13 protein-coding genes are annotated in these 20906 nt (G+C 64.2%); 3 read left to right on the forward strand and 10 right to left on the reverse strand.

The annotated features are described in order from the left end of the window. Positions 1-287: 287 nt before the first annotated feature. From E0E39_RS16485 to E0E39_RS14605, 7 genes are all read right to left on the reverse strand, one after another. Positions 288-1709 carry a restriction endonuclease gene (locus E0E39_RS16485; protein ID WP_245988357.1) on the reverse strand — a complete coding sequence of 474 codons (1422 nt, stop codon included), beginning with the start codon at positions 1707-1709 and terminating at the stop codon, positions 288-290. A 21-nt stretch (positions 1710-1730) separates the two neighbouring features. Beyond that, on the reverse strand, positions 1731-3365 hold the full coding sequence (locus E0E39_RS16490; protein WP_245988359.1) for a DEAD/DEAH box helicase family protein: 1635 nt from the start codon (positions 3363-3365) through the stop codon (positions 1731-1733). 76 nt (positions 3366-3441) lie between these two features. Continuing rightward, positions 3442-5187, reverse strand: coding sequence for an RNA-binding domain-containing protein (locus E0E39_RS14585; RefSeq protein ID WP_130875405.1), 1746 nt, complete (start codon positions 5185-5187; stop codon positions 3442-3444). Positions 5188-5195: 8 nt separating this feature from the next. After that, positions 5196-7037: a site-specific DNA-methyltransferase gene (locus tag E0E39_RS14590; protein WP_245988360.1), complete on the reverse strand. Its 1842-nt coding sequence runs from the start codon at positions 7035-7037 to the stop codon at positions 5196-5198. A gap of 18 nt (positions 7038-7055) precedes the next feature. After that, a complete protein-coding gene (locus E0E39_RS14595) occupies positions 7056-7721 on the reverse strand; it encodes a DUF4391 domain-containing protein (RefSeq protein WP_130875407.1) in 666 nt (221 codons plus the stop codon). Continuing rightward, on the reverse strand, positions 7714-10986 hold the full coding sequence (locus tag E0E39_RS14600; protein WP_130875408.1) for a helicase-related protein: 3273 nt from the start codon (positions 10984-10986) through the stop codon (positions 7714-7716). Before E0E39_RS14600 ends, E0E39_RS14595 begins: the two co-directional genes overlap by 8 nt. A 4-nt stretch (positions 10987-10990) precedes the next feature. After that, positions 10991-11191, reverse strand: coding sequence for a helix-turn-helix domain-containing protein (locus E0E39_RS14605; RefSeq protein WP_130875409.1), 201 nt, complete (start codon positions 11189-11191; stop codon positions 10991-10993). Positions 11192-11625: 434 nt separating this feature from the next. Here E0E39_RS14605 and E0E39_RS14610 point away from each other — a divergent pair, with 434 nt between their 5' ends. The 3 genes from E0E39_RS14610 (at position 11626) to E0E39_RS14620 (ending at position 17868) form a co-directional block, all read left to right on the forward strand. Next, a complete protein-coding gene (locus tag E0E39_RS14610) occupies positions 11626-14019 on the forward strand; it encodes a hypothetical protein (RefSeq protein ID WP_130875410.1) in 2394 nt (797 codons plus the stop codon). 420 nt (positions 14020-14439) lie between these two features. After that, positions 14440-15264 (forward strand): WD40 repeat domain-containing protein, encoded by an 825-nt coding sequence (locus tag E0E39_RS14615; RefSeq protein ID WP_130875411.1) that lies wholly within the window; start codon positions 14440-14442, stop codon positions 15262-15264. 198 nt (positions 15265-15462) lie between these two features. Continuing rightward, positions 15463-17868 carry a hypothetical protein gene (locus E0E39_RS14620; RefSeq protein WP_130875412.1) on the forward strand — a complete coding sequence of 802 codons (2406 nt, stop codon included), beginning with the start codon at positions 15463-15465 and terminating at the stop codon, positions 17866-17868. A gap of 158 nt (positions 17869-18026) precedes the next feature. Here the strand turns inward: E0E39_RS14620 and E0E39_RS14625 are convergent, their stop codons facing one another. The 3 genes from E0E39_RS14625 to E0E39_RS14635 form a co-directional block, all read right to left on the reverse strand. Beyond that, positions 18027-18878 carry a nucleotidyl transferase AbiEii/AbiGii toxin family protein gene (locus tag E0E39_RS14625; protein WP_130875413.1) on the reverse strand — a complete coding sequence of 284 codons (852 nt, stop codon included), beginning with the start codon at positions 18876-18878 and terminating at the stop codon, positions 18027-18029. Then, the gene (locus E0E39_RS14630) at positions 18875-19432 is read right to left on the reverse strand and encodes a type IV toxin-antitoxin system AbiEi family antitoxin domain-containing protein (protein WP_130875414.1); all 558 of its coding nucleotides are present in this window, start codon (positions 19430-19432) and stop codon (positions 18875-18877) included. Before E0E39_RS14630 ends, E0E39_RS14625 begins: the two co-directional genes overlap by 4 nt. 320 nt (positions 19433-19752) lie before the next feature. Then, positions 19753-20847 carry a DUF2207 domain-containing protein gene (locus E0E39_RS14635; protein ID WP_245988362.1) on the reverse strand — a complete coding sequence of 365 codons (1095 nt, stop codon included), beginning with the start codon at positions 20845-20847 and terminating at the stop codon, positions 19753-19755. Positions 20848-20906 lie beyond the last annotated feature (59 nt).

A 20906-nucleotide genomic window follows, 5' to 3' on the forward strand; every position in this document is an offset into this window, starting at 1 on the left:
TTACCTCCCGGAGGTGCGGGCCGCGGGAATCGCCGTCGACCTGCCGAACGTCGCCGCACTGGCCGCCCGGAAGGGCAACAGCAAGGCGGTGACGGTCGCGAGGCGAATCGTCGAGCTTCAGAGGTCCTGAGGATTCACCGGTCGGTGCGACCACGCAACACCCCCACGGTTCACCCCTGCGATCCTCCACAGCAGACGCTGCTGCCATGACCCCATGGCACCGCCCACGCATTCAAGTAGACCTGTTTCTCGTCACTGTCCACGAAACGTGTAGCACTCCAGACCTCCTACGAGGTGACGAGCTGCATCAACTCGGTGTAATCAGTCACGACGTCGTACGTGACATCGTTGCCGTTCTTCTCGCTGAGTGACGCGAAGAACTTGCGAGCACACTCAATCTTGGCATCTTCGACGCCCTTGATCTGGAGTGTGGACAACGAGCCCTTGGTCTCGGCGACAAAGTAGACGTGCTTGACGCTGCCCTCGGTGAACGCGATAGCCCAGTCAGGGTTGTAGTCACCGACTGGCGTCGGGATGAAGAACCCTCGTGGGAGTTTCGCGTAGACAGCGACCTCGTGGCTGGTATCGAGCTCAGTAACGAACTCGCGCTCGATCTTGGAGTCGGTGACCACGTAGTCGTAGATGTGCTTCTTGAGCTTCGACCCGGCCTTTGAGAAATCCTGGGCAGTCTGGTTCTCGGTGAAGATCGCGGAATCGAATCGGTCTTCGAGCGCGTCGTAGGTGAGGTGCTCGACGATGACGGTGGCCTTCTGCTCGTTGATGAGCCGCGCCGCTTCGGTGATGAACTGCTCCGGGTTGAGGCGGAACTTCGCAAAGGTCCCTGGTGTGATGCCGCCGAGGATCGTGGCGACTGTGCGGCGAGTGAGCTGGGTCTTCTCGGTGATCTCGCCGAGAAGGTCGTACTTCACCTGCGAGCCGACGCTCACGGTCTCGGTGTGCGTCTGCGTGGTTTGCACCGCGAAGCCGGAGCCGCTGGTCAGGTCGTCAGCCTCCAGCTGCTCCCGCTGCTGGCCAGCCTGCACGACGTATTGCAGTGCGGCGACGTTGAGGTGCGCGTCAAGGTGCGCGATCGCCTTACGGATCAGCTCGGCGGAGTCGAACTCGACCTGGTAGACGGCCCGATGGTTGATCCGACCCCACAGTTCCTGGAACTCCTTGCGCGCGAAGTTGGCTTCGTTCAGCGGAATCTTCTTCGGCTTGCGGTCATCGGTGGGCACCGGCAGATCGAGGTAGAGGATGTCGATCAGGGGCCACACGAAGTCGATGACTGGCTTGAGCACCTCAGAGGTCGGCGCGGCGAGCGTCCCTTCCTCCTTGGCCTGCTCGTACGCATCAGCGATCGTGTCGTCCTCGTTCACGTAGTTGTTCTCGACCAGATATTTGTAGAGCGCCTGGGCAACGGCTTTCCCGATGACCGACTCGCCCGAGGGCGTCTGGATTGTTTTGCCGACGAAGAACGTGACGCTGGCCTTGCGGGGCCGCGCGGCCAACGACTCGGAGATCTCGCACTGGAGGCCGGTCACGAAGTCCGTGTAGGACTCGTCGGTCACGACGGTCAGCTCATTGATGTCATGAACGGTTACGGGGTTGTCCATCCGCTCTCCGTGCTGGTCGACGGACAGCCGCAGGCCCCGTCCGATCTCTTGGCGGCGGGAGACGGTGTTGTCGCTCTTCTTGAGCATCCCCATGACGAACACGTTGGGGTTGTCTCATCCCTCGCGTAGCGCCGAATGGGAGAAGATGAACCGCACTGGTTCAGCGAACGAGAGTAGCCGTTCCTTGTTTTTCAGGATCAGATCGTAGGCATCCGCGTCAGCGGACTGGCCCTTGTCGTCGCCGCGTCGGGAGACCTTGCCGTCGATCTGGTGCTTGGTTTTCTTGTCGATGGAGAAGTAGCCCTCGTGCACCTGCCGTACGTCGTCGCGGCGCAAGTAGGTCTGGTACTCCTCGGTCGCCGCATCGATGGCGAGTTCGCCGAGCACCTCCTCACGGATCGCGGCGTACTCCTCCTCGAACATCCGCGCATAGTCGCCAAGAGTGTCCTCACGGCTGTAGTCGCGGTACTTGGCAACCTCGTCGATGAAGAACAGCGAGAGCACCTTGACGCCCTGGCTGAACAGCGCCCGTTCCTTGTTCAGGTGGGCGCGAACGACCTCACGAATCTGGATGCGCCGTTTGGTCTCCTCGGTGACGTCCCGGTCGGCCAGTTGCCCTGCCGCGACCACATCGCCGTTGCTTAGTTCGATCACGTCGCGGTTCGCGTCGATCTCGGTGATGAACAATCCCCTGTAGGCCTCGATCCCGTTCGAGAGATCGTGAAGGTTCGTGCCCACGTCGAGACGCTTGACCTGCCGCCGGATGCCCGTTGCCGTCTGCACCTCGATCTCGATCCTCGCGCGCGGTTTGGCGCCCTTCGCGATCTCGATGGTGTCCAGGTACAGGTAGGCGGTTGATCCGGCGAGTCCTTTCACGGTGATGCCCCGCACGGCGATCTTCTTCACGAGCTTCTGGTTGTAGGCGTCCAGCGCGTCGAGTCGGTGCACCTTCGTGTGCTCGACCTTGTGTGTGGCGGAGTACCGGAGCAGCATCAAGGCGTTGAACCGTGACAGCGCTTCCAGCGACTTGGGTGCGCCGATCTTCTGCGGCTCGTCGATGATCACGATCGGGCGGTTGGCGCTGATGACATCGATCGGGCGGCGGGACTGGAAGTCATCGAGTTCGTCGTAGATGCGCCGGTTGTCCTTGCCGGTGGCGTTGAACGCCTGGATGTTGATGATCATCACCTGCACCCCGGAATCGGAGCTGAACCGCTCCAGCTCGTGCAGCTGGGACGAGTTGTATATGAACGAGCGCGGCTTGGTGCCGTAGAGCTGTTGGAAGTGCTCGGCGGTCACGTCGAATGACTTCTTCACTCCCTCGCGGATGGCGACCGACGGCACCACGACGATGTACTTCGACCAGCCGTACCGCTTGTGCAGCTCCATGATCGTCTTGATGTAGACGTAGGTCTTGCCGGTACCTGTCTCCATCTCCACGTCAAGGTTCGGGGCGCCCGGCGCGGCGGCGCTGGAGGCGAGTTTCGCCGACAGCGGGAGGTTCCGCGAGCGCTGCACCGCGTGCACGTTCTCCAGCAGTTGTGCGCTCGACAGGACGATCTCGGCGTTGCGCAGACCGGCGTCCGGGCGTTCCACCACCTCGAACAGCGCCGGGGCGGTCACGGAGCCAACCTTGCCGGGGTCGATCCGGTAGGAGATGCCGTCATACTTCGGCTGCCCGGCGAAGGTCTCGACGACAGCATCGACGGCATCAGTCTGGTACTGCTGGACCTTGAACTGGAGCTTCATCGAGTGTCTTTCTTTCTGCAACCGGCGCTGTTCGTCGTCGCTGCTAGAAGGGTGTAGGCGGCCGGGATGCGTGTGCTCACGCTGATCCCGGGCCTCTGGCGGTACCGCTGGCGTCGTCATCCTTCTTGCGCGGGGGCTCGGACTGCACACTTTCGTCGCCTGCGTAAGAAAGCTCCCAGCGTGGTTTCGTGCGGGTGCCGCGGTTGACGATGACACCGTGGCGCCGCAGCTTCGTCAGGAGGTTCGTGATCTTGGTCGCCTTCTGCTGCTCGGTGAGCGCTTCGCTGAGCGCGGGCCGGAGCAGCGCCTCCACGTCGCTGCGGTTTGCGTGGCCCTGAACTCGGAGGAAGTCAGTCAGAAGCGCCGCGTAGTGCGCATCCGCCTGGGGTCGGGTACGGATGTAGTCAGCCATCGCTCCGGTCGCGGCAGCGACGCGAGGAGTGATCCGGCGATGGAGTTTGCGGCCCTCGATCAACCCGGCTCTGCGCAGGTGGCGGGCGGCCTTCTCACTGATGTCGAGCCTCTTCTGGACCCGATCCAGCGCAAGCACGTCTTCAAGCGGGAGATCGGTGCGGACCATGAGCAACTGAGAGTAGGACTCGTCGATCACAGCGCCCGGGATCGTGAGCTTCACCTCGCCGGTGGTGCTGAGATCGTAGTCCGGCAGCGGCAGGAAACGACGCACCTGATCCTGCACCATCCGATGGATTCCGTAGCCCATCTGGTCAATGAGGTTCAGTTCCGTCATTGCCTCCACCAGGAACGGGCTGCGGTACTGACGCGGGGTGCGTTCGTCAAGCGCATAGTCGTCGGGCGCACCGTCGAAGAACTCGCCCACACTCTCGAAGACGATGCGGTCGGCGTGCTCGGTGACGACGATGCGAGAGTTCCGCGTGTAGTCCTGGTGCGCGATGCAGTTGTAGAGCGCTTCGAGCAGGCTCCGTTCGTCGTACTTGCTGATCTCTCGATAGATCAGTTCGTCAGGGGGCAGGAGCCGGAGCTGCACGTTACGGATACGCTTCGCCAGCGCCGTGGTGTTCAGCAAGAACGGCAGCCGGAAGTGCTCGTGTGCTCGCTGTTCGCCAACCAGCTTCCACGTCATCTGCGCGGGGTGGGGCGTCAGTAGATGCGTTGAGGTATCGGCCCCGAGCAGGAGAAGCGCGGCCCGGGTGATCTGGCCGTCGCGGGTCAACCGGGCCTTGGCCAGAAAGGTCGCGTCGTCCCATGCGTCGATGTCGGCAGCAGGGATACGAGACGTGTACCGCTCGGTGAACCCCTGACGTGCGCGGGTGATCGCCGCAGGATCGAGATGAGCGAGCGTGGCCTCAGGAACGACAACCGCGGACCAGTCCGCGCCAATGGTCTGCCGGCGAATCTCATCCAGTTTGTCCAGTGACAGCGGCACCAGGCTTTCACCCGCACGGGCACGGTAGTCACCCTTCCATGAGATCGGGATACCGCGGGGTGCCGCCGGCACCTCCAGCAGCACCACGCGCCTGCCGGAGTGCATGACTTCGTAGACCTCGCGGACTGTCAGCCCCTGGTCGATCGACTGATGGATGTGATGCTTCAACGCCTGACGCTGCTGCACGTCGAGGAGATGCGACGTGCCGACGACCTCGCGAGCGTTCGAGATGCCGAACACGAGCCACCCCGACGCGAGGCCGCGCAGGTTGGCCTCGTTGCTCAGCGCCGAGACGTACTCACCGGTCTTGTCAGCCGAGAACTGACGTGTAGCCTCCTTGAACTCGACAACCTCGTTCTCCCAACCAGCCAACAGCCGGTCGAGGAGTCCGGTGAGTTCGTCGCTCGTCAAGGTCATGTCGTTCCTCAGATAGTCCGTACCTCAGTCGCGGGCGATACCTCGCGGAACACCTGCTCCGCGTTGATCCGTGCGGCGTCGGAAGCGAAGGCATCGTCACGGAATACCGCGCGTAGTGGCCCGCGCTCTGCGATCCCCCGCACGACCTCGGGAGTCACAGACTCCGCGAAACACGCGACCAGCGCATCGGCATCAACAGAAAGTATCTCTCGGCCATCTATGTGCTCGCGCGTCATTGGTAGCGACAGCTCAAGTCCCCAGTCAAGGAGCACTTGGAACAATAGATCCTCACCGGAACGGTCCGGCTTGATACTCGGCGCCAGATCGTCGAGACCAAGCTGTTCTGTGTCATCCGCACTTTTCCGCACATCTGCCCTGCTGCTGCTATCGACGCGTAGGGAGCGGAAACCAAGATCAAACCCGGCACTGACAAGACCAGCTCTGTCGTCAATTCCGAGGGCCGTACGCCGGATTCGTTCTCGGGAAAGGTCTGCAATGTTCCTGAGACCGATGCGACCAGCGGCCCCTCGCTCGGGAATCGGCTCAGGCAGTTGGACCATTACGAACCGGCGATTACCGCCGTCCTCTGCATTCAGTTTCATCGTCGCAGCCGCAGACGACCCGGACCCAGCAAACAAATCCATGACCAGATCTTCGTTATGAACGGAAGTCGCCTGGCGAATCAAGAATGTCAACAACTCCAGCGGCTTGGGAAAGTCGAATACCTTCTCGCCCCCAAAGAGGGCCATCAATGACTTCGTTGCATTTTCAGTCGAGTACCAACCCAAGCTGGTAACGAACGCCTTACGGTCGTTGACATAGGAGTCGATGAACTTCTTCTGTCGAGGTGTCCCATCCGGAGAGTCCGGAAAGAGAACCAAGCCATCAGCAACCATCTCGGCAACTCGACTGCGAGAAAACGCCCAGTTCGCATGGAACTCATTCCCTGTCCTGGGGTCACTGATCGTGAAGAAGTTGTCTTGTGCCCCAGTTGCTTTCATGCTTTCTGAACGCCAGAGACCCCGGGGGTCGCCGTCCGGATTGGAGAAATCGGCTTCGTTACGATCTAGCCCCTGGAACCGCACACTGTCGACGGTCCGTGCGTATACGACGATGTACTCATGATTCGACATTAGAAGCGTCTTCGGAGGAACTCCGCGGGCGGCGTTCTTAGTCGTCCATACGAACTGTGCGACGAAGTTCTGCCTGCCAAACACCTCGTCACAGACAAGGCGGAGGTTGGACACCTCGTTGTCATCTATTGAGATTGCTATGATGCCTGATTCGTCGAGCAATTTTCTTGCCAGCTTCAATCGCGGGTACATCATGCTGAGCCAGTCTGAGTGAAAGCGACCGTTTGCCTCGGTATTCGCGACGAGGCGGTCTCCTGTTTCTGATCTCTGGCCGGACCTGGCGAGGTAGTCGGCGCTGGTTTCTGCGAAGTCATCCTCGTAGACAAAATCATTGCCGGTGTTGTAGGGCGGGTCGATGTAGATCAGTTTCACCTTGCCGAGGTATGACTCCTGCAGCAACTTGAGCGCGTCCAGGTTGTCGCCCTCAACGAAGAGGTTCTTGGTAGTGTCGAAGTTCACCGACTCCTCGCGAACGGGCCTGAGGGTCTTGGCGATCGGCGCGTTCGCCGCAAAGGCTGCCGCGCGCTTGCCGGGCCAATCGAGGCGGTACCGCTCCTGCGGCCCCTCGACGATGTGATCAGAAAGTTCTTGGCGCAGCAGGTCGAAATCGACTGCTCTCTTGGGGTTACCGTCGGCGTCTAGGCTCTCGGTCATGACGTTGGGGAACAGCTCGGCGATCTTGTCGATATTGGCCTGCGTGAGGTCGGGTGATGTCATGCGTAGTCTCTCCACGGGCTATCTCTGCTGTTCCAGTTCGTGTTGTTTCGTCTTGAGCGTACGGCGTAGCTCGACCTTGCGGTTGAACTGTGGCTCTGTTCGGAGCTTGTGCTCCAAGGCTGCGATCTCTCGTTCGAGCTTGCGCACCGTGGCCAGCCTGTCGGCGACGTCTGACATTTCTTCGCCTGGCCGGGCGGTGATCGGCGTCAGCGGTTGCAGCAGCGCGGCGTAGAGCGCGGGCAGATTGATCGCCGTGGGCAGGGGCTGGCGTTGCGCGTCTCCCGGCTGCCAGCCGGTTGAGTAGTAGGCGCTGAGCTTGGGAGCCCCGGCTCCGAGCTGCTTGTGTGCGGCCACGGTCCGCACCTCGGGCTGCTCGGCAGTGCTGCGAGTGATCTCGAAGATGATCGGGAACGGGATGGCTCTGTCGATGGTGTTGAGGACGGCCTCGCCGACGTCATCGGTCTTTGCGTCCAGCGTTAAGACCTGCACCTCGGGCACGGCTGAGGTCTCGGGAAGGTTGATGGTGGACTCGGCGAGCTTGTAGGACCAAGTGATGCGTGCAAGTTCAGAGACGAACTTCTCACGAACTGTAGCGTTGACGGCGCCGTGCTCGTAGAATTTCTCTTTGGGCACTCGTCTGCCGAACTTGGCTGCTTCGGGCCAGCGGTAGAGGATGTCAGTCATCGGCACCGCCTTCGGCGGGGTCCACGACGGCGACGAACGCGGTCAGCTCGAAATCGTCCAGGCCAGCGATGGTCTGGGTCAGGGCGGTGATGCTGCCTCCGGTGAAGAGGCTGTCGATGTCGCGTTCTTCGGTGACATCGATCATGGAGTGGATCGCGTCGGTGAGCAGGGCGGAGTACTTGCTCATCTGCGCTCCCTCACTGGTCGCGGCGTTGAACGCGGCGACGACATCAGTGATGGGCTCTTCGTGGGGGCGACAGCCGGCGCGGAGCAGGTCGAGGAGGTGTTTGGCTTCGGTGTGGTTCACGATGACCTCGCCCTGATTGTCGAGATAGACCAGGTAGTGCGGGTGGAGCCGGTTGCCTCGGTTGATGTGCTCGTCGGCGGCGACGCTCCGGAGAGCGAAGATCACGCCAGGGCGTAGCCCCTTGCTGGGGTCGGACGGGATCACAGCATGCAGCCCCCGCGGGGCCGTGCTCAGGTCTCCGCTGTCCTTGATGTAGCCAAGTAGGTCCATGCGGAAATCGTTGAGCCCAAGGTCTGTGATCGAGACGCCGGTTCGGACATCTTCGAGTTCGATGACCTCGTCTTGGAGTTTGCGTAGCTGTTCCTTGCGGAAGGCGGCGTCGGAGTCTTCGAGGGTGAGGACGTTGTCATCGGCAGTGCTGGCGAGGTCGGCGATGACCATGCGGTTCTCGACGCGTTCCTTGAGGTTGATGTACTCGTCGAGGGAGATGTCGGGCCAGAAGTTCACGAGCTGAATCTGGCTGTTGGTGGAGCCGATGCGGTCGATGCGTCCGAAACGCTGGATGATGCGCACGGGGTTCCAGTGGATGTCGTAGTTGATCAGGTAGTCGCAGTCTTGGAGGTTCTGGCCCTCGCTGATCACGTCGGTTCCGATGAGCACGTCCAGTTCGCGCGTTTCTCGGGGCATCGTGAGGTGGCGCTGTTTCGAGTGAGGTGAGAACAGTGACAAGACCTGTTGGAAATCGAAGCCTACTCCCAGGGTCGTCTTCGCACCATGGCTGCCTCCCGTGATGACAGCTATGTCAAGGCCGACCTTGGCGAGTGTGGGGGCGAGTTCTCGGTAGAGGTAGTCGGCGGTGTCAGCGAACGCGGAGAACACCAGCACCTTGCGGTTGCCCTTGTTGATCGGGTGCCGGGCTTTGTCCGCAATCAGCTGCTTGAGTCTGGCCAGCTTGAGGTCATGCTCGGACGTGATCTTGCGCATCTCGCCGAGGAGATCCTTGAGGATCTCGCGGTCGTGGCGCAGGTCGCGCTGCCAGGACTCGATGTCGAGGTCATCGAGGTCGATCTTGATCTTCTCACCAAAGGACAGCGCCTCGATGTTCGCGTCGTCCTCGTCGTCGACATCGAAGTCGAGCCCGGCGGGCTCCGGGCCCAGGTCTGCGAGGTCGTCGGCATGGTTGCTGATCCGACCCAGCGTGTGAGTGACGGAGTCCTCGATCTTCGCCAGGGTAAGTCGGAAGGCATCAACTGAGCTCTCCAGGCGTTTGAGCAGATTGACGGTCATGAGCTTCTTCAAGCCCTGTTCACGACCTGCCTGTCCGAGGTTGGAGCGGGCGCTCCCTGCGGTGACATTGTAGCGGTCTTCGTACTTGGAGCGACGACTCGGGAACACGTACGCGAGCGGGGTGTAGACGGCCTGGGTCAGTGCCTGAAGCTGCTCGAAGATGTCATTGAAACCGGGGACCTCCGGCAGGTCCGTGAGCGGCTCGCGAATGGACAGGGGTGGGCGTCGCTCCGGAAAGGCGCCGATCTCGGTGGTGTCGTAGAAGGCTTGGATGTGCTTGCGTGATCGGGCGATGGTGACGGAGTCGAGCAGCTCGAAGAAGTTGAAGTCGAGCATCTGGAGGATGCGGTCGGTGGTGCGATGCTCGGTGTCGAGTTTGGACCACTCATTGAACACGCGCTGGGCGTCAGAGAACACCTTCTCGACCGTGGTGGACAAACTCAGGTGTTGGGCGAGATTCTCTGACTCGCCCTCGTAGGCGAGTTGGAGCTGGTTCTTGAGGTCGTTGAAACGGTTTTTCACCGGGGTGGCTGAGAGCATCAGCACCTTGGTCTTGACTCCCTCGCGGATGACCTGGCGCATGAGGCGCTGGTAGCGCGACTCCTTCTCCTCGGCGTAGTCGGCGTTGCGGAAGTTGTGGGACTCGTCGATCACGACGAGGTCGTAGTTGCCCCAGCTGATCCGATCCAGCCGCAGGCCGAGCGACTCACCCTTGGTGCGCGCCAGATCAGTGTGGGCGAGCACGTCGTAGTTGAAGCGGTCGGAGGCGAAGATGTTGGTCGTGAGGTTGGCGTTGTAGTTCGTCCAGTTCTCGGCGAGTTTCTTCGGGCACAGCACCAGTACTGACTTGTTACGCAACTCGTAGTACTTTATGACCGCGAGCGCAGTGAACGTCTTTCCCAGACCAACGGAGTCGGCGAGGATGCAGCCGTTGTAGGTCTCCAACTTGTTGATGATGCCCGTCGCTGCGTCGCGCTGGAAGTTGTACAGGTTCTGCCAGACTTTCGTCTCCGGGTAGCCCGTGCGGTCGTTCGGTAAGACGTCCTCGTTGATGTAGTCGAGGAACTCTGCAAACAGGTTGTAGAGGATCAGGAAGTAGATGCGTGCCGGGGAATTCTCGGTGTACACACTGGCGATATGGTCATGGACGGCCTGCGTGACGTCGCTGACCTGCTGAGGGTTGTTCCAGATCTGGTCGAACAGATGCAGGTACTGCTCGGTCATCGGAGCTTCGTCGAGTCGGTTCACGAAACTGGAGACGGCGTTGCCCCGCTCGTAGCCGAGATCGGCGGTGGTGAATCCCTGGAGTTGAGTGTAGGCGGCCCTGTCGTCTATCACCGCGAACTGCTGCATCGGGTTACCCGTAGCATTCGAGCGGAAGGTGACCTTCCTGCGAACCCAGTCCGCGCACTCCCGGGCGATCGCGCGCTGGGTGAGCTTGTTGCGCAGCCTGATCTCGAACTCGGAACCGGCAAGGCTTGACTCAGCCTGACCGCCGTAGATGAAGAACTCGCGGCGCTCTTTGCGGAGCTTATCTGAGACCTTCTCAGTCACAAACGACGGTGAGGTGAAGATGAACTCCAGCTCGGAGACCTTCTCCAGCTCCTTGCGGAGCGCCTCGAACGCGAAGATTGAGAATGTCGATGCGGCGATACGGACCTTCGAGCCTGGCGCGATCTCGTTCTTGAGGTCGTCGCCCAGGAGGTCGCTGACGTTGTTGATGATCCGCATGCGACTACTCGACAACCTCGTCGCGCATCGAGGCCGAAGCGTCGTCTCGGCGCACCCAATCGTCAATCTCGCTGGCTTGGAACTTCCAGAGGCGCCCGACCTTGTGGGCGGGCGTGGCCCTCTTGGCGGTCCAGGTGTAGACGGCGCCATTTGTGATCCCGAGGTGGGCGACGATGTCGTCTGCGGACAGCCACGACTCAGCCACGTTGGTCCTCCCTCGCTCAATGGCCCAAACAAGGCCAACACCCCCGATGATCACCCCCGATGATACCGGCGGAGGTACGGCTTGAGTTGGGTTTGTCCGGGCATGACCGGATGAAGTAAGTGTCGAGCGGAGTCTCTCCTCGGGCCGCCAACCCGAGACGCGCGCTCCGAGCCAGGATGTGATCGTGGCCCGCCAGCCACCAAGGTCAGTTTTCCACGAGAGCGTGTGCCCAACGGCGAACGTCTCCAACCCGACGAGGGCCGGGTGTGCGTCTCGGAGTATTTGTGAGAGCTGAATCGGCGCGGACTCATCCCGCGCGCCGTGCAGGATCAGTGCGGGCGGGGCTGGCGTGAGGACCTCACCCTGAAGGCGCCGGGTGCGCGCCCGGGCGTGAGGGTGGTCGCTTTGTCACTCGCCACCGATAGGTTCACCCCATGACCTGGGATGCTGACAAGTTCACAGGGCTGATCATGGAGCCGGACTCGATCGCCGACCTCCTCGCGCGGCTCACCGCCCTACCCGAGACCGACCGCACCTCCACGCGCCGGGCTTTCGGGAAGGCCCTGCCCGAACTGCGCCAGAGGCTGCGCGGCCCGAACGCGTGTGAACGACTCTCGCTGCTCGCGACCACCCTCGACTGCTCCGTCAAGCAGACCCTCGCGACGTTCACCCCGTGGTCGATGCCCCTGCTGGCCCGCGACGCGGCGGCCCGCGACTACGTCCTGACCCGGTTCCTGGCGCGCGGCCGCGACTGGACCGGCCGGCTCGTCGCCGCCGTGATGAAACGGCGGTCCATCGCCCGGTTCGCCGCTGCGCTGGTCGACCCGCTCGTCACCACCCACGAGCTGCCCCTACCCGCCGACGCCGGCTACCTGGAGGACTGGCTGAGGCACTGCTTCCTGCCCCGCCCCGGGGTGCGGTGGACGGAACAGTTCCTGATCGCCTGCACCGCCCAGAACGCGTTCCGGTTCCAGACCAATTTCTGGGCGGACGAGACCAGGGCCGGCGACGTCCGCACCCGTGTCGCGCAGCTCCGCGACCTCGGCGAATTCGACGACGCGACCGTGAGCAGGGCGCTGATCCAGATCCTTGAGCGCGGCGACAACCGCAACGCGCAGCGCGGTGCCCTGGACTGGCTCATCGGGCTGGGTCTGGCCCCGCAGCTCTGGGAGGAACGCGCCCGCCTGATCGCCGCCCTCCCCTCCGTCCAGCCCAACGTCCTGGCCCGCGTCCTGGATGCGCTGATCCGACCCGGAACCACGCCCGGCGAACTGGCGGACATCGCCGTCGCGGTGCTGCCCCGGCAGGAGAAACAACCCCGCCGCGACGTGCTGCGGGCGTTGTCGCGGGTGGGATCACCGACACCGGAGCTGCTGGAGACGGTTCGGTTCATCGCATCCGGGCAGGATTCCGTCGCGGCCGGGCTGGCCCATTCGCTGCTCGACGGCTGGGGCGAGTCGAGGCCCGAGGCCGAGGTCTCCGGTCTGTGGTGTAACCCCTCCGGCCCGGACCCCGGCCCGCTCCCCGAGTTCACCGATCCGGCGCTGGTGCTCGACGACCTCACCCTCACCGACGTGCTGACCAAGGCCTTGAAGCCCTACCAGGACGACGCCACCGGGGACGAGCACGCCCTGGCGTGTTTCGTCGCGACGGCACACGCCAGGGGTCGCGAGGTCGTGACGGCGGCCTTCGAGAACCTGGGCAGGTTTGAACCCAGCACGCTGTTGCAGGAGGCGCTGGCCCGGTTCCTGGGACGCCCAGTGAACAAGTCGTGGCGGCTGGCGCATGAGTCCCGGCTGTCGAGGCTGGCGACCGCCCGGGTCACGGCGGCGCTGGAGCGTCTCGGCGACCTGCCGTGCCTGCTCGCGACCCCGAGCCACAGCGCGTTGCGCATCTCCTGGGAGGTTTTCACCGACCGCGCCCGCCGGTACCGCGACGCGGGCCTGGAGCTGGGCGCCGTGGATGTCGCGGCCGCCCTGACCCGGCTCGACGGCCCCATCCCCGAGGACCTCACGGACCTCGAGCAGCCCGTCGGGGAGGCCGGGGTTTCACTGTCCGAGGTGCTCGCAGCATGGCGCGACCACCCGGCACCGCCCGCCGGACTCGCCCCGGCCGAGGACGGGTCCTCGTTCCTCGATGCCCGGGTCGTCGGCGGGGAACCGCTCGCCTTCGAGCTGCTGGGGCTGCCGCCGGCCGACCAGCCCGCGGAACCGGCCACCCACTGGACCAGCTCGGAGCGCCCGTTCGCCCTCCAGCTGTTCCCCACGTTCCCGGCCGTCCCGGCCTTGCAGGCCCTGCAGGTGTTGACCGGCGCCGAGGGAAACCGGGGATGGCAGGCCCTGCGGGTGTTGCAGAGGTTCGCCGGAACGGCCCGGTCGTTCGGGCCGGTGCCGTCGCTGGCGGTCATCGGGGCGTGCGCACAGCTGCCTCCCGACGCCTGGGACGAGGCCGCCGTTCTCCTGATCGACGCCTGGAACGACGGCCGTCTGCTGCCCGGCGACCTCGTCGCGGCCTGGCGGAACCCGTGGCGGACCCGCATGAAAACCCCGCCCCACCGGCTGGTGAAGACCCTCGACCACATCGCGGGCACGGGCGGCCTCGCCCTCGTGTGGCCGCTGCTGGTGGAGGTGTGCGAGGAACTGGCGGGATTGAAACAGGTCCCCGCCTCTGCGCTCGGCCTGCTGGAGGCGGTGCTGCACCACCTCCCGGAGGTGCGGGCCGCGGGAATCGCCGTCGACCTGCCGAACGTCGCCGCACTGGCCGCCCGGAAGGGCAACAGCAAGGCGGTGACGGTCGCGAGGCGAATCGTCGAGCTTCAGAGGTCCTGAGGATTCACCGGTCGGTGCGACCACGCAACACCCCCACGGTTCACCCCCGTGATCCTCCACAGCAGGCGCTGCTGCCATGACCCCATGGCACTGCTCACGCATTCAATGAAGCTTATTCACGGGCGGTGCATCGACTAGCGAAACCCCTAGCCAGAGCGCGCTTGAGGATGGCTATGAATAAGCCTCAATTAGACCTGTTCTCGTCGCTTTTCATGAAACATGTAGGCGGTGTCATAGGGTCGTGGCAACAGGGTGCCATCGCTGAAGAGCTTGGGTGGATGTCCCAGAACAGCCCCAGGAATGGCCCAACTCCACGCGAAGCACACGAACGCCAAACTCGTTGCTTCCACCACTTGACACCAAGGCACCGCATGGAATGACAATGATCCCCTGCTGGCGGCAACAGGAATTCATGGGACATTGCACATCCTCGACCCTGTATCCGGGCATCACACCGGGGCAGCCATCCAAGGTCATGGCCTTCTTCCGGCCCGTGCACTCACACCCTTCAAACAAGACGAGAAAACCCTGCTGGTCTCCATCGGCGAAGACGACATGATCCAGTTCTGGGATCCGACAACGCAGGAGTCCTTGAGCCGGCCAATGTTTGGAAATATCCATGGCGGAAATGGCATCGTTTTCTTCGCCGGGCCAGAGAACCACTGTCTGATGGCAACAGCCAACAATGACGACACGGTACGGATTTGGGATCCCGTCTTTCACCTCACCCAGGACAAGCCGCACCCACTCACCGAGGTGCCCCGCAATGCCTCCTTCCCGTGTGACGAGACCATCGAGGCCACCGAGAGTCGCCAAGCCTATGCGTCTTTGAGCATCCATCCCGACCAGATCAAAGAGACGGCCGCCTTCACCACCCACGAAGGCGCGGCCAGGATCGCCGCCGTCACCGATGATCACTTCCTCACCATCTGGGACCCCGCAACCGGTGAACGCCTCCATGCCGCCGCTCTGTACGAGTACGTGACCAACCCGAGCGAATTCACTGCGTTCCTGTCACTCGACGTCCTACCAACTGCCGACGAGCAGCCCCGTCTGGTCACGGGCGACAACCACAACCACCTGCGCATCTGGGACGAGCAGGCCGGCCAACTTCAGGATCTGGACCTCGGCAGCCACATGCTCTCACTCTGGAAAGCAGCAGCCCTACCCGACGGCACCATCGGCATCGAGTTCGAGGACGGCTGGGCCATCATCCAACTCCCGGACCCCCATCCCGTTGATTGAGGTATCCGCCAGTACCAAATGCCAAGTGCCGAGAACAACGAATAAACGAATAGCCGTGTGGAACGCAATGGCGGCAAGGACCACTCCGGAGGCAGCATGCCGGCTCATGCGGCAGAAGACCTGGTGGCGTGCCACACCTCGTCCACCGTCCACACAACCCATGGCAGTTCAGTCACCCACCGCCGATAGGTTCATTCCATGACCTGGAATGCCGACGCCCTGGCCGCTCTGCTCACCGAGCCGGAGTCGTTCAAGGACCTCGTCACCGTCCTCGACGATCTCACCGAGGCCGACCGCTCGGCGATCCGGAAGGCCCTCGGCAGGGCCCTTCCCGCCCTGCGGCGACGCATGGAGGAGGTTCGTGCGGGCGGCCAGCGTCTGATCCTGCTGGCGGCGGCGGTCGGCGCCACCCCCGCGCAGTGCGCCACCGTCTTCTTCCCCTGGGATGTCTGGCAACTGATGCGGTTGCCCATCACCCGCGACCGGCTGCTCCCCTGGTTGGTCAGCAACGGTCCGGACTGGGCCGGCGATCTCATCACGCGCCTACTGAAACGCCGCAGCACCGACGGGACCTACACCGAGCTGATCGACGAACTCGTTCTCGCCCTCGACCTGCCGATTCCCGACGATCCCGGTTTCCTGACGGGCTGGGCGAAGGGAAACGGCTCCTCCCCCAGACCGGGACGCCGCTGGGAAGAGCACCTCGTCGCCGCCTGCGCCGCCCCGAACGCCTTCGGCCAGTACCTCATCGCCGATCAGCGCCCCCAGGTCCAGGCTCGGATCCGGGAGGCCGTCGCGGATCTGCGGGTGACCGAACCCACCGACGACGAGGCCCTGCTGCTGGCGCTCCTCCAGGTGTTCGAACGCGGCGACAACCGCCCCTCGCAGCGGTTCGCCCTGATCCAGATCACTGGCCTGGGCCTGACCCCCCTGCTGGCAAAACACAGCGACCGATTCCTGGCGGCCCTGCCGAACGCCGATCCCGTCGTCGTGAAGTTCGCGGTCGAACAGCTGCTGCCCCTCGGCCTGGGCGACGACCAACTGACCACGCTGGCCCTGGACGTGCTGGCCCGCAAGGAGAAGGGCGTCAAACGCGCCGTCCTCAAGGCGCTGCGCACGGTGGACTACCCGTCGCAGGACCTGGTGGAGACGCTCACCGCGATCACCACCGACCCCGACTCCACCACCGCCGGACTGGCCCGGGAGCTCCTCGACGGCTGGGGCGCGACCGCCGGGCCCGCGGAGTCGCTGAGGCTGTGGCGCGACCCGCTCGGCATCCCGCCCGAGCCCCTCGACGACCTGGACCGGGTGCTGGACGAGGTGGAGTTCGACGAGCTGATCCACAGGCTGGACAGCGATGCCCCGGGGAACTGGGCACCCGTCGAGGCCTACGAACGCGGCCTGGCGGCGCTGGTCGCGTTGGGGTGGGCCGAGGGCCGCGACGCCGTCGTCAAGGTACTGCGCGACAAACTGACCCACGACGCGAACGCACACGGGGTGTGGAAGCAGCTGGTGCAGCGCTGGATGCAGCGGGTGACCGGCATGAAGGAACGAGGCAGGTCACCCCGGGGTGCGGCACTCACGCGGGTCGCGATTCGACGCTGCAACGATGTCCTGGACGCCATCGGGCGGATACCGTGCCTGTTGTCCGCTCCCACCCACAAGAACAATCGGGTTGCCTGGGAGAGGTTCCGGGACCGGCTGCGCCGCTGTGCCGAGAAAGGCGCGGAGGTGCTGCCCATCGACCTGTTCGTCGCCCTGGGACGGATCGACCGCGCCAGTGCCGCGCCCTGCGACCTGCCGGGACGCGTCGCCGGGGGACGAACCGTGCAGGAGGTCGTCGATCTCTGGCTGGAAACCCCCGCCGAACCGGGCCGGATGAGTTTCGTTCCCCCCACCAGCGACCCCGGAAACGAGCAGCGCGACCAGCCCTGCCACAGGGTGCGCATGGAAGGCGACGAACCCGTGGTCGCGAGGATTCTCGGGGTCGCGGGACCGTGGGACGAGACACACCGGGCACCGGGGCGCAGCGGGGAACACAGCATCGGCAGCACCCTGCTTCCGGCACACCCCATGTGGGCAACCACTGCCGCCCAGGTGAACCTGCCCTTCGGCAGCAGTTCCGGTTGGGAGATCACCGAGGCGGTCGCATCCGTGCTCCACGTGGACCCGCCCATGGCTCTCCTCGCCTTCGTCTTCGCGAGCGGGGCCTCTCCGCAGGGTCGCGACGAGATCGCGGGGGCGCTGCTGGCGGCGTGGGACGAGTCCCGGTTGGGCCCGGAGGTGCTCGTCGCGGCCTGGGAAAGTTCGTGGCGCAGGGAGTGGCGGGAGGACATCGCCCCCGTGAAGGTGGCGGCGATGCTCGCGAGCATCGCGGAGGCCGGCGGCCTGGCCCTGGCGTGGCCGCTGCTGACGAGTATCTCGGAGGAGCTGGCCGGGGCGGAGAAGCTCCCCACCGGGGTCGCGACCGTGCTGGAATCGGTGCTCCATCTCCTGCCGGAGGTGCCCGGGAAGCCGGACCTGCCCAACATCGCGGCGCTGGCCGCGCGGAAGGGCGGCAGCAAGGCAGTGAGGGTGGCGCGGCGGATCGTCGCCGCTGAGTGATCCGCAGGAAACCCCGGTTCTGCAGCACTCGTCGAGATGAGCAGGTCACACGGCGCCACGAGTCCGAAGCTGGTCAGTGAGGTTGCCTCAGCTAGCTTGGCGCCGACCGCGGTAGTGCAGACGCGAAAAGACATGTGGCCTTGGCCTTGCGCAATTAATCACTGGGGTGTGGATGCGAAAACGGAATCAATGAAGCGGGCGACGAAGGTGACCTGGTCGGCGAGCTGGGCTTCGCAGACCTCTTCGAGATGCTCTTTGCGCCGCCAAGCGGCCCACTTGGCCTGTTCGGTGGCGCCATGGCCCTTCAAATGAGGGCCGACAGGTTCGAGGGTCACGCCACGGTAGCGGGCGACGGCTTCGGCGGATCGTCGCAGCTCGTGAGGGTCGAAGCCTTGACCGCAGAGTTGGACGATGTCGACGTAGTCGCGCCATCTGGTGCTGGTGATGCCGCGCTCCAGGATGGTGACAGCCTTCTCGGCGATGGCTGTCTCGGCCGCATATCCCAGTAGCTGCAATGGCTCACCGAGTACTCGTTCGATCGAGACGAGGCAAGGTGCTGGAATGATGGGATCTCCTGTGGAGACGTCCCATGCCGAGGTGCCCCTCCACGGTCCGATGGATGCTTTCACACGTACCCGGTAGCCGGGGTAGTCGGCATGTTCCCGAATCTCCTGGACGCTGATGCTGCTGATGTCGAAGGTGACCCCGTCGTCGGATAACGCCTCGGCGAGTTCGGTCACGACGACTGTGAGGTGTTCGGGAGTGACATCGGCGTTGATCGCGTTCGCATCGACGTCCTTGGTGGGACGACGAACGCCGTACGCGGCGAGCAGGATTCCGCCCTTGAGCACGAAGTCATCCCCGTGCTCGCTGCGGACGAGGCGGTCCAGGAAGGACTCGAGTAGGTGTCGAACCAGGTATTCCTGGGTGGGTGCCGGCCCTCCGGTTCTGCTCGCAGTGGATCGGGCCTTGGACTGGAGGATGGTGAAGACTTCTTCGCCGCGCGTCATGACAGCGTCTCCAGGGCGTGAAGGAGCGGAGTCCTGGCTCGGGGGAGCTGCAGGGCGATCCGCATCAGGGTGTTGGGTTTCCCGCCGCGGCGCAGCCATTCCTTGAGGGCGTCTCGTGCGCTCTCGTAGCCGAGCTGGCCGCGCAGGCGGAACGCGTCCGCGATGCAGCGTTCGGGGGAGTAGATCCCGATCGATAGGTCCGTACCTTCGATGGGGATCTCGTCGCGACCGAGGTCGAAGGTGGCGGCATCGAACTGGTGCCAGGTGATCGCGTGCTCGGTTGCGGGGGAGCGCCCGCCACGGGGGATCGCGACATCGAGAGTGTCAGGAATGGCGTCGGTCAGGTCATGGTGGGCGAGCGCAGAAGTGAGGCAGATCGTTGCGTCGGATCGCCGGGTCGCGGCTTCGACCAGGCCCCAGTCCATGGCCGGCGCGTCCGCGGGGAGGTAGATGCCGCGTGCGACCCGGGTCAGGCCGCCAGCGCAGGCTGCCCGGTAGAGGCCGGAGCGGGACAGTCCGGCACGGTCAGCGGTTGACGGGGTGATCGGTGTCATGGCCTCACCTCAACTCGGGCGGCACGAAATGTCTACAGCTAATAATAGCTGATTGCGTTTCGTTCCACTCTGGTGTCGAAGTGAAGAGAATCAAAACGCTCCCCTGTGAGTTGACAGGGCGGTTTTGGTGCCGGGGCGTGACTCGTCTGGGCTGTCGGTACTGATGGGCCGAGATGTAGGTTGTGGGCTCGCCGGGTGATGCGGTGTCGGTACATTCGCCCTTGCAGGTCAGCGCCTCCATCCCAACACGAAAAACCTCTTTCGGACGCCGCAAACCGCATTGAGTACCGCACAACCGGGAAGTCGCGGGCGGAGTGTCCTCAGAAGTCGATGTCGAAGTCGATTCCGTCCAGGAAATCCCCCAGATCGAAGCCCTCGAACAGGCCGCCGATGCCGTCGAACAGGCCGTCGGCGCCGTCGAGGAGATCCGAGGCGAGCAACTGGAACACCAGCTCCCCCGCCACGTCGGCGCCGACGTCGATCCAGTCGAAGTCCCATTCGACGTTTCGTTCGATGGCGAGTTCGCGGAAAACCTTGACCCAGTGGTCGGCGACCCCGAAGACCATCGCGTAGGGCAGGTAGCGACTGAAGGTGTTCGCCGCCTCCTCGAAGCGGATCTGCCCGGCCTCGGCGGTCGCGAGGTACTGCCTGAACCCGAGGGCCTGGATGCGCGTGGCCGTGCCCGCGCCGGTGCGGGGCACGCGACGTCTCGGCCCGAAGGCGGCGGCGACTCCCGTCGCGACGAACAGGGCGGCGGCCAGCAGGCCCGCGGTGTCCCCTCCGGCCATCACCAGCGCGGCGAAACCCGCCACCGCCCCGGCCGCCACGCGCCAGAACCTGTGACGCCGGCCGCCCGGGTTCGGGTTCTGCCGGTACCAGCCGCGGCGGCTGGCCTCCTCGTAGATGTCGGCGGTGAGCTGCCGGAACACCTTCTTGTGCCTGCGCACCAGCTCCGACATCCGCGTCGCCCGCCCCCGCGGGAAGACCCCCTGCAGGAACGTCCTCTCGTAGCGCATCAGGTTGGAGCGGGGCCCGTCGACGGGGTGCAGCAGCCAGTCCTTCCCGCGTCGCCCGCCCTTGCCGTCGTCGAGCACCTCGATGCGCAGGAACCCGCGGGCTGCGAGATCGACGATGGTCGCGGTGAGGTCGCGGGGATCCACCACCCCGTCGATGACCATCCCGATCAGCCCCGGGGTGACGTCGCGCGGCGGGGTGAAGGCGACGGGGAAGGGACCCTTGTACTCGGTGGACCGGAGCCGCCTGGTGGGGGTCGTCTTCCGTTCCTCCCGCGACGGCAGGACACCGGGCGTCAGGCCGTCGTAGATCTCGTCGTGCGAGGCGAGGATCCGCCTGAGGAGCAGCACCACCGACCCCAGGAACACGACCATCGCCACCGCGAACACCATCCAACCCATGGAAAAAGTTTCCCGCACCCGTGGACGGTCTGGCGACAGACAAGCTCCACAAGTCCTCT

Source organism: [Pseudopropionibacterium] massiliense (assembly GCF_900607225.1).
Classification (GTDB): domain Bacteria; phylum Actinomycetota; class Actinomycetes; order Propionibacteriales; family Propionibacteriaceae; genus Arachnia; species Arachnia massiliensis.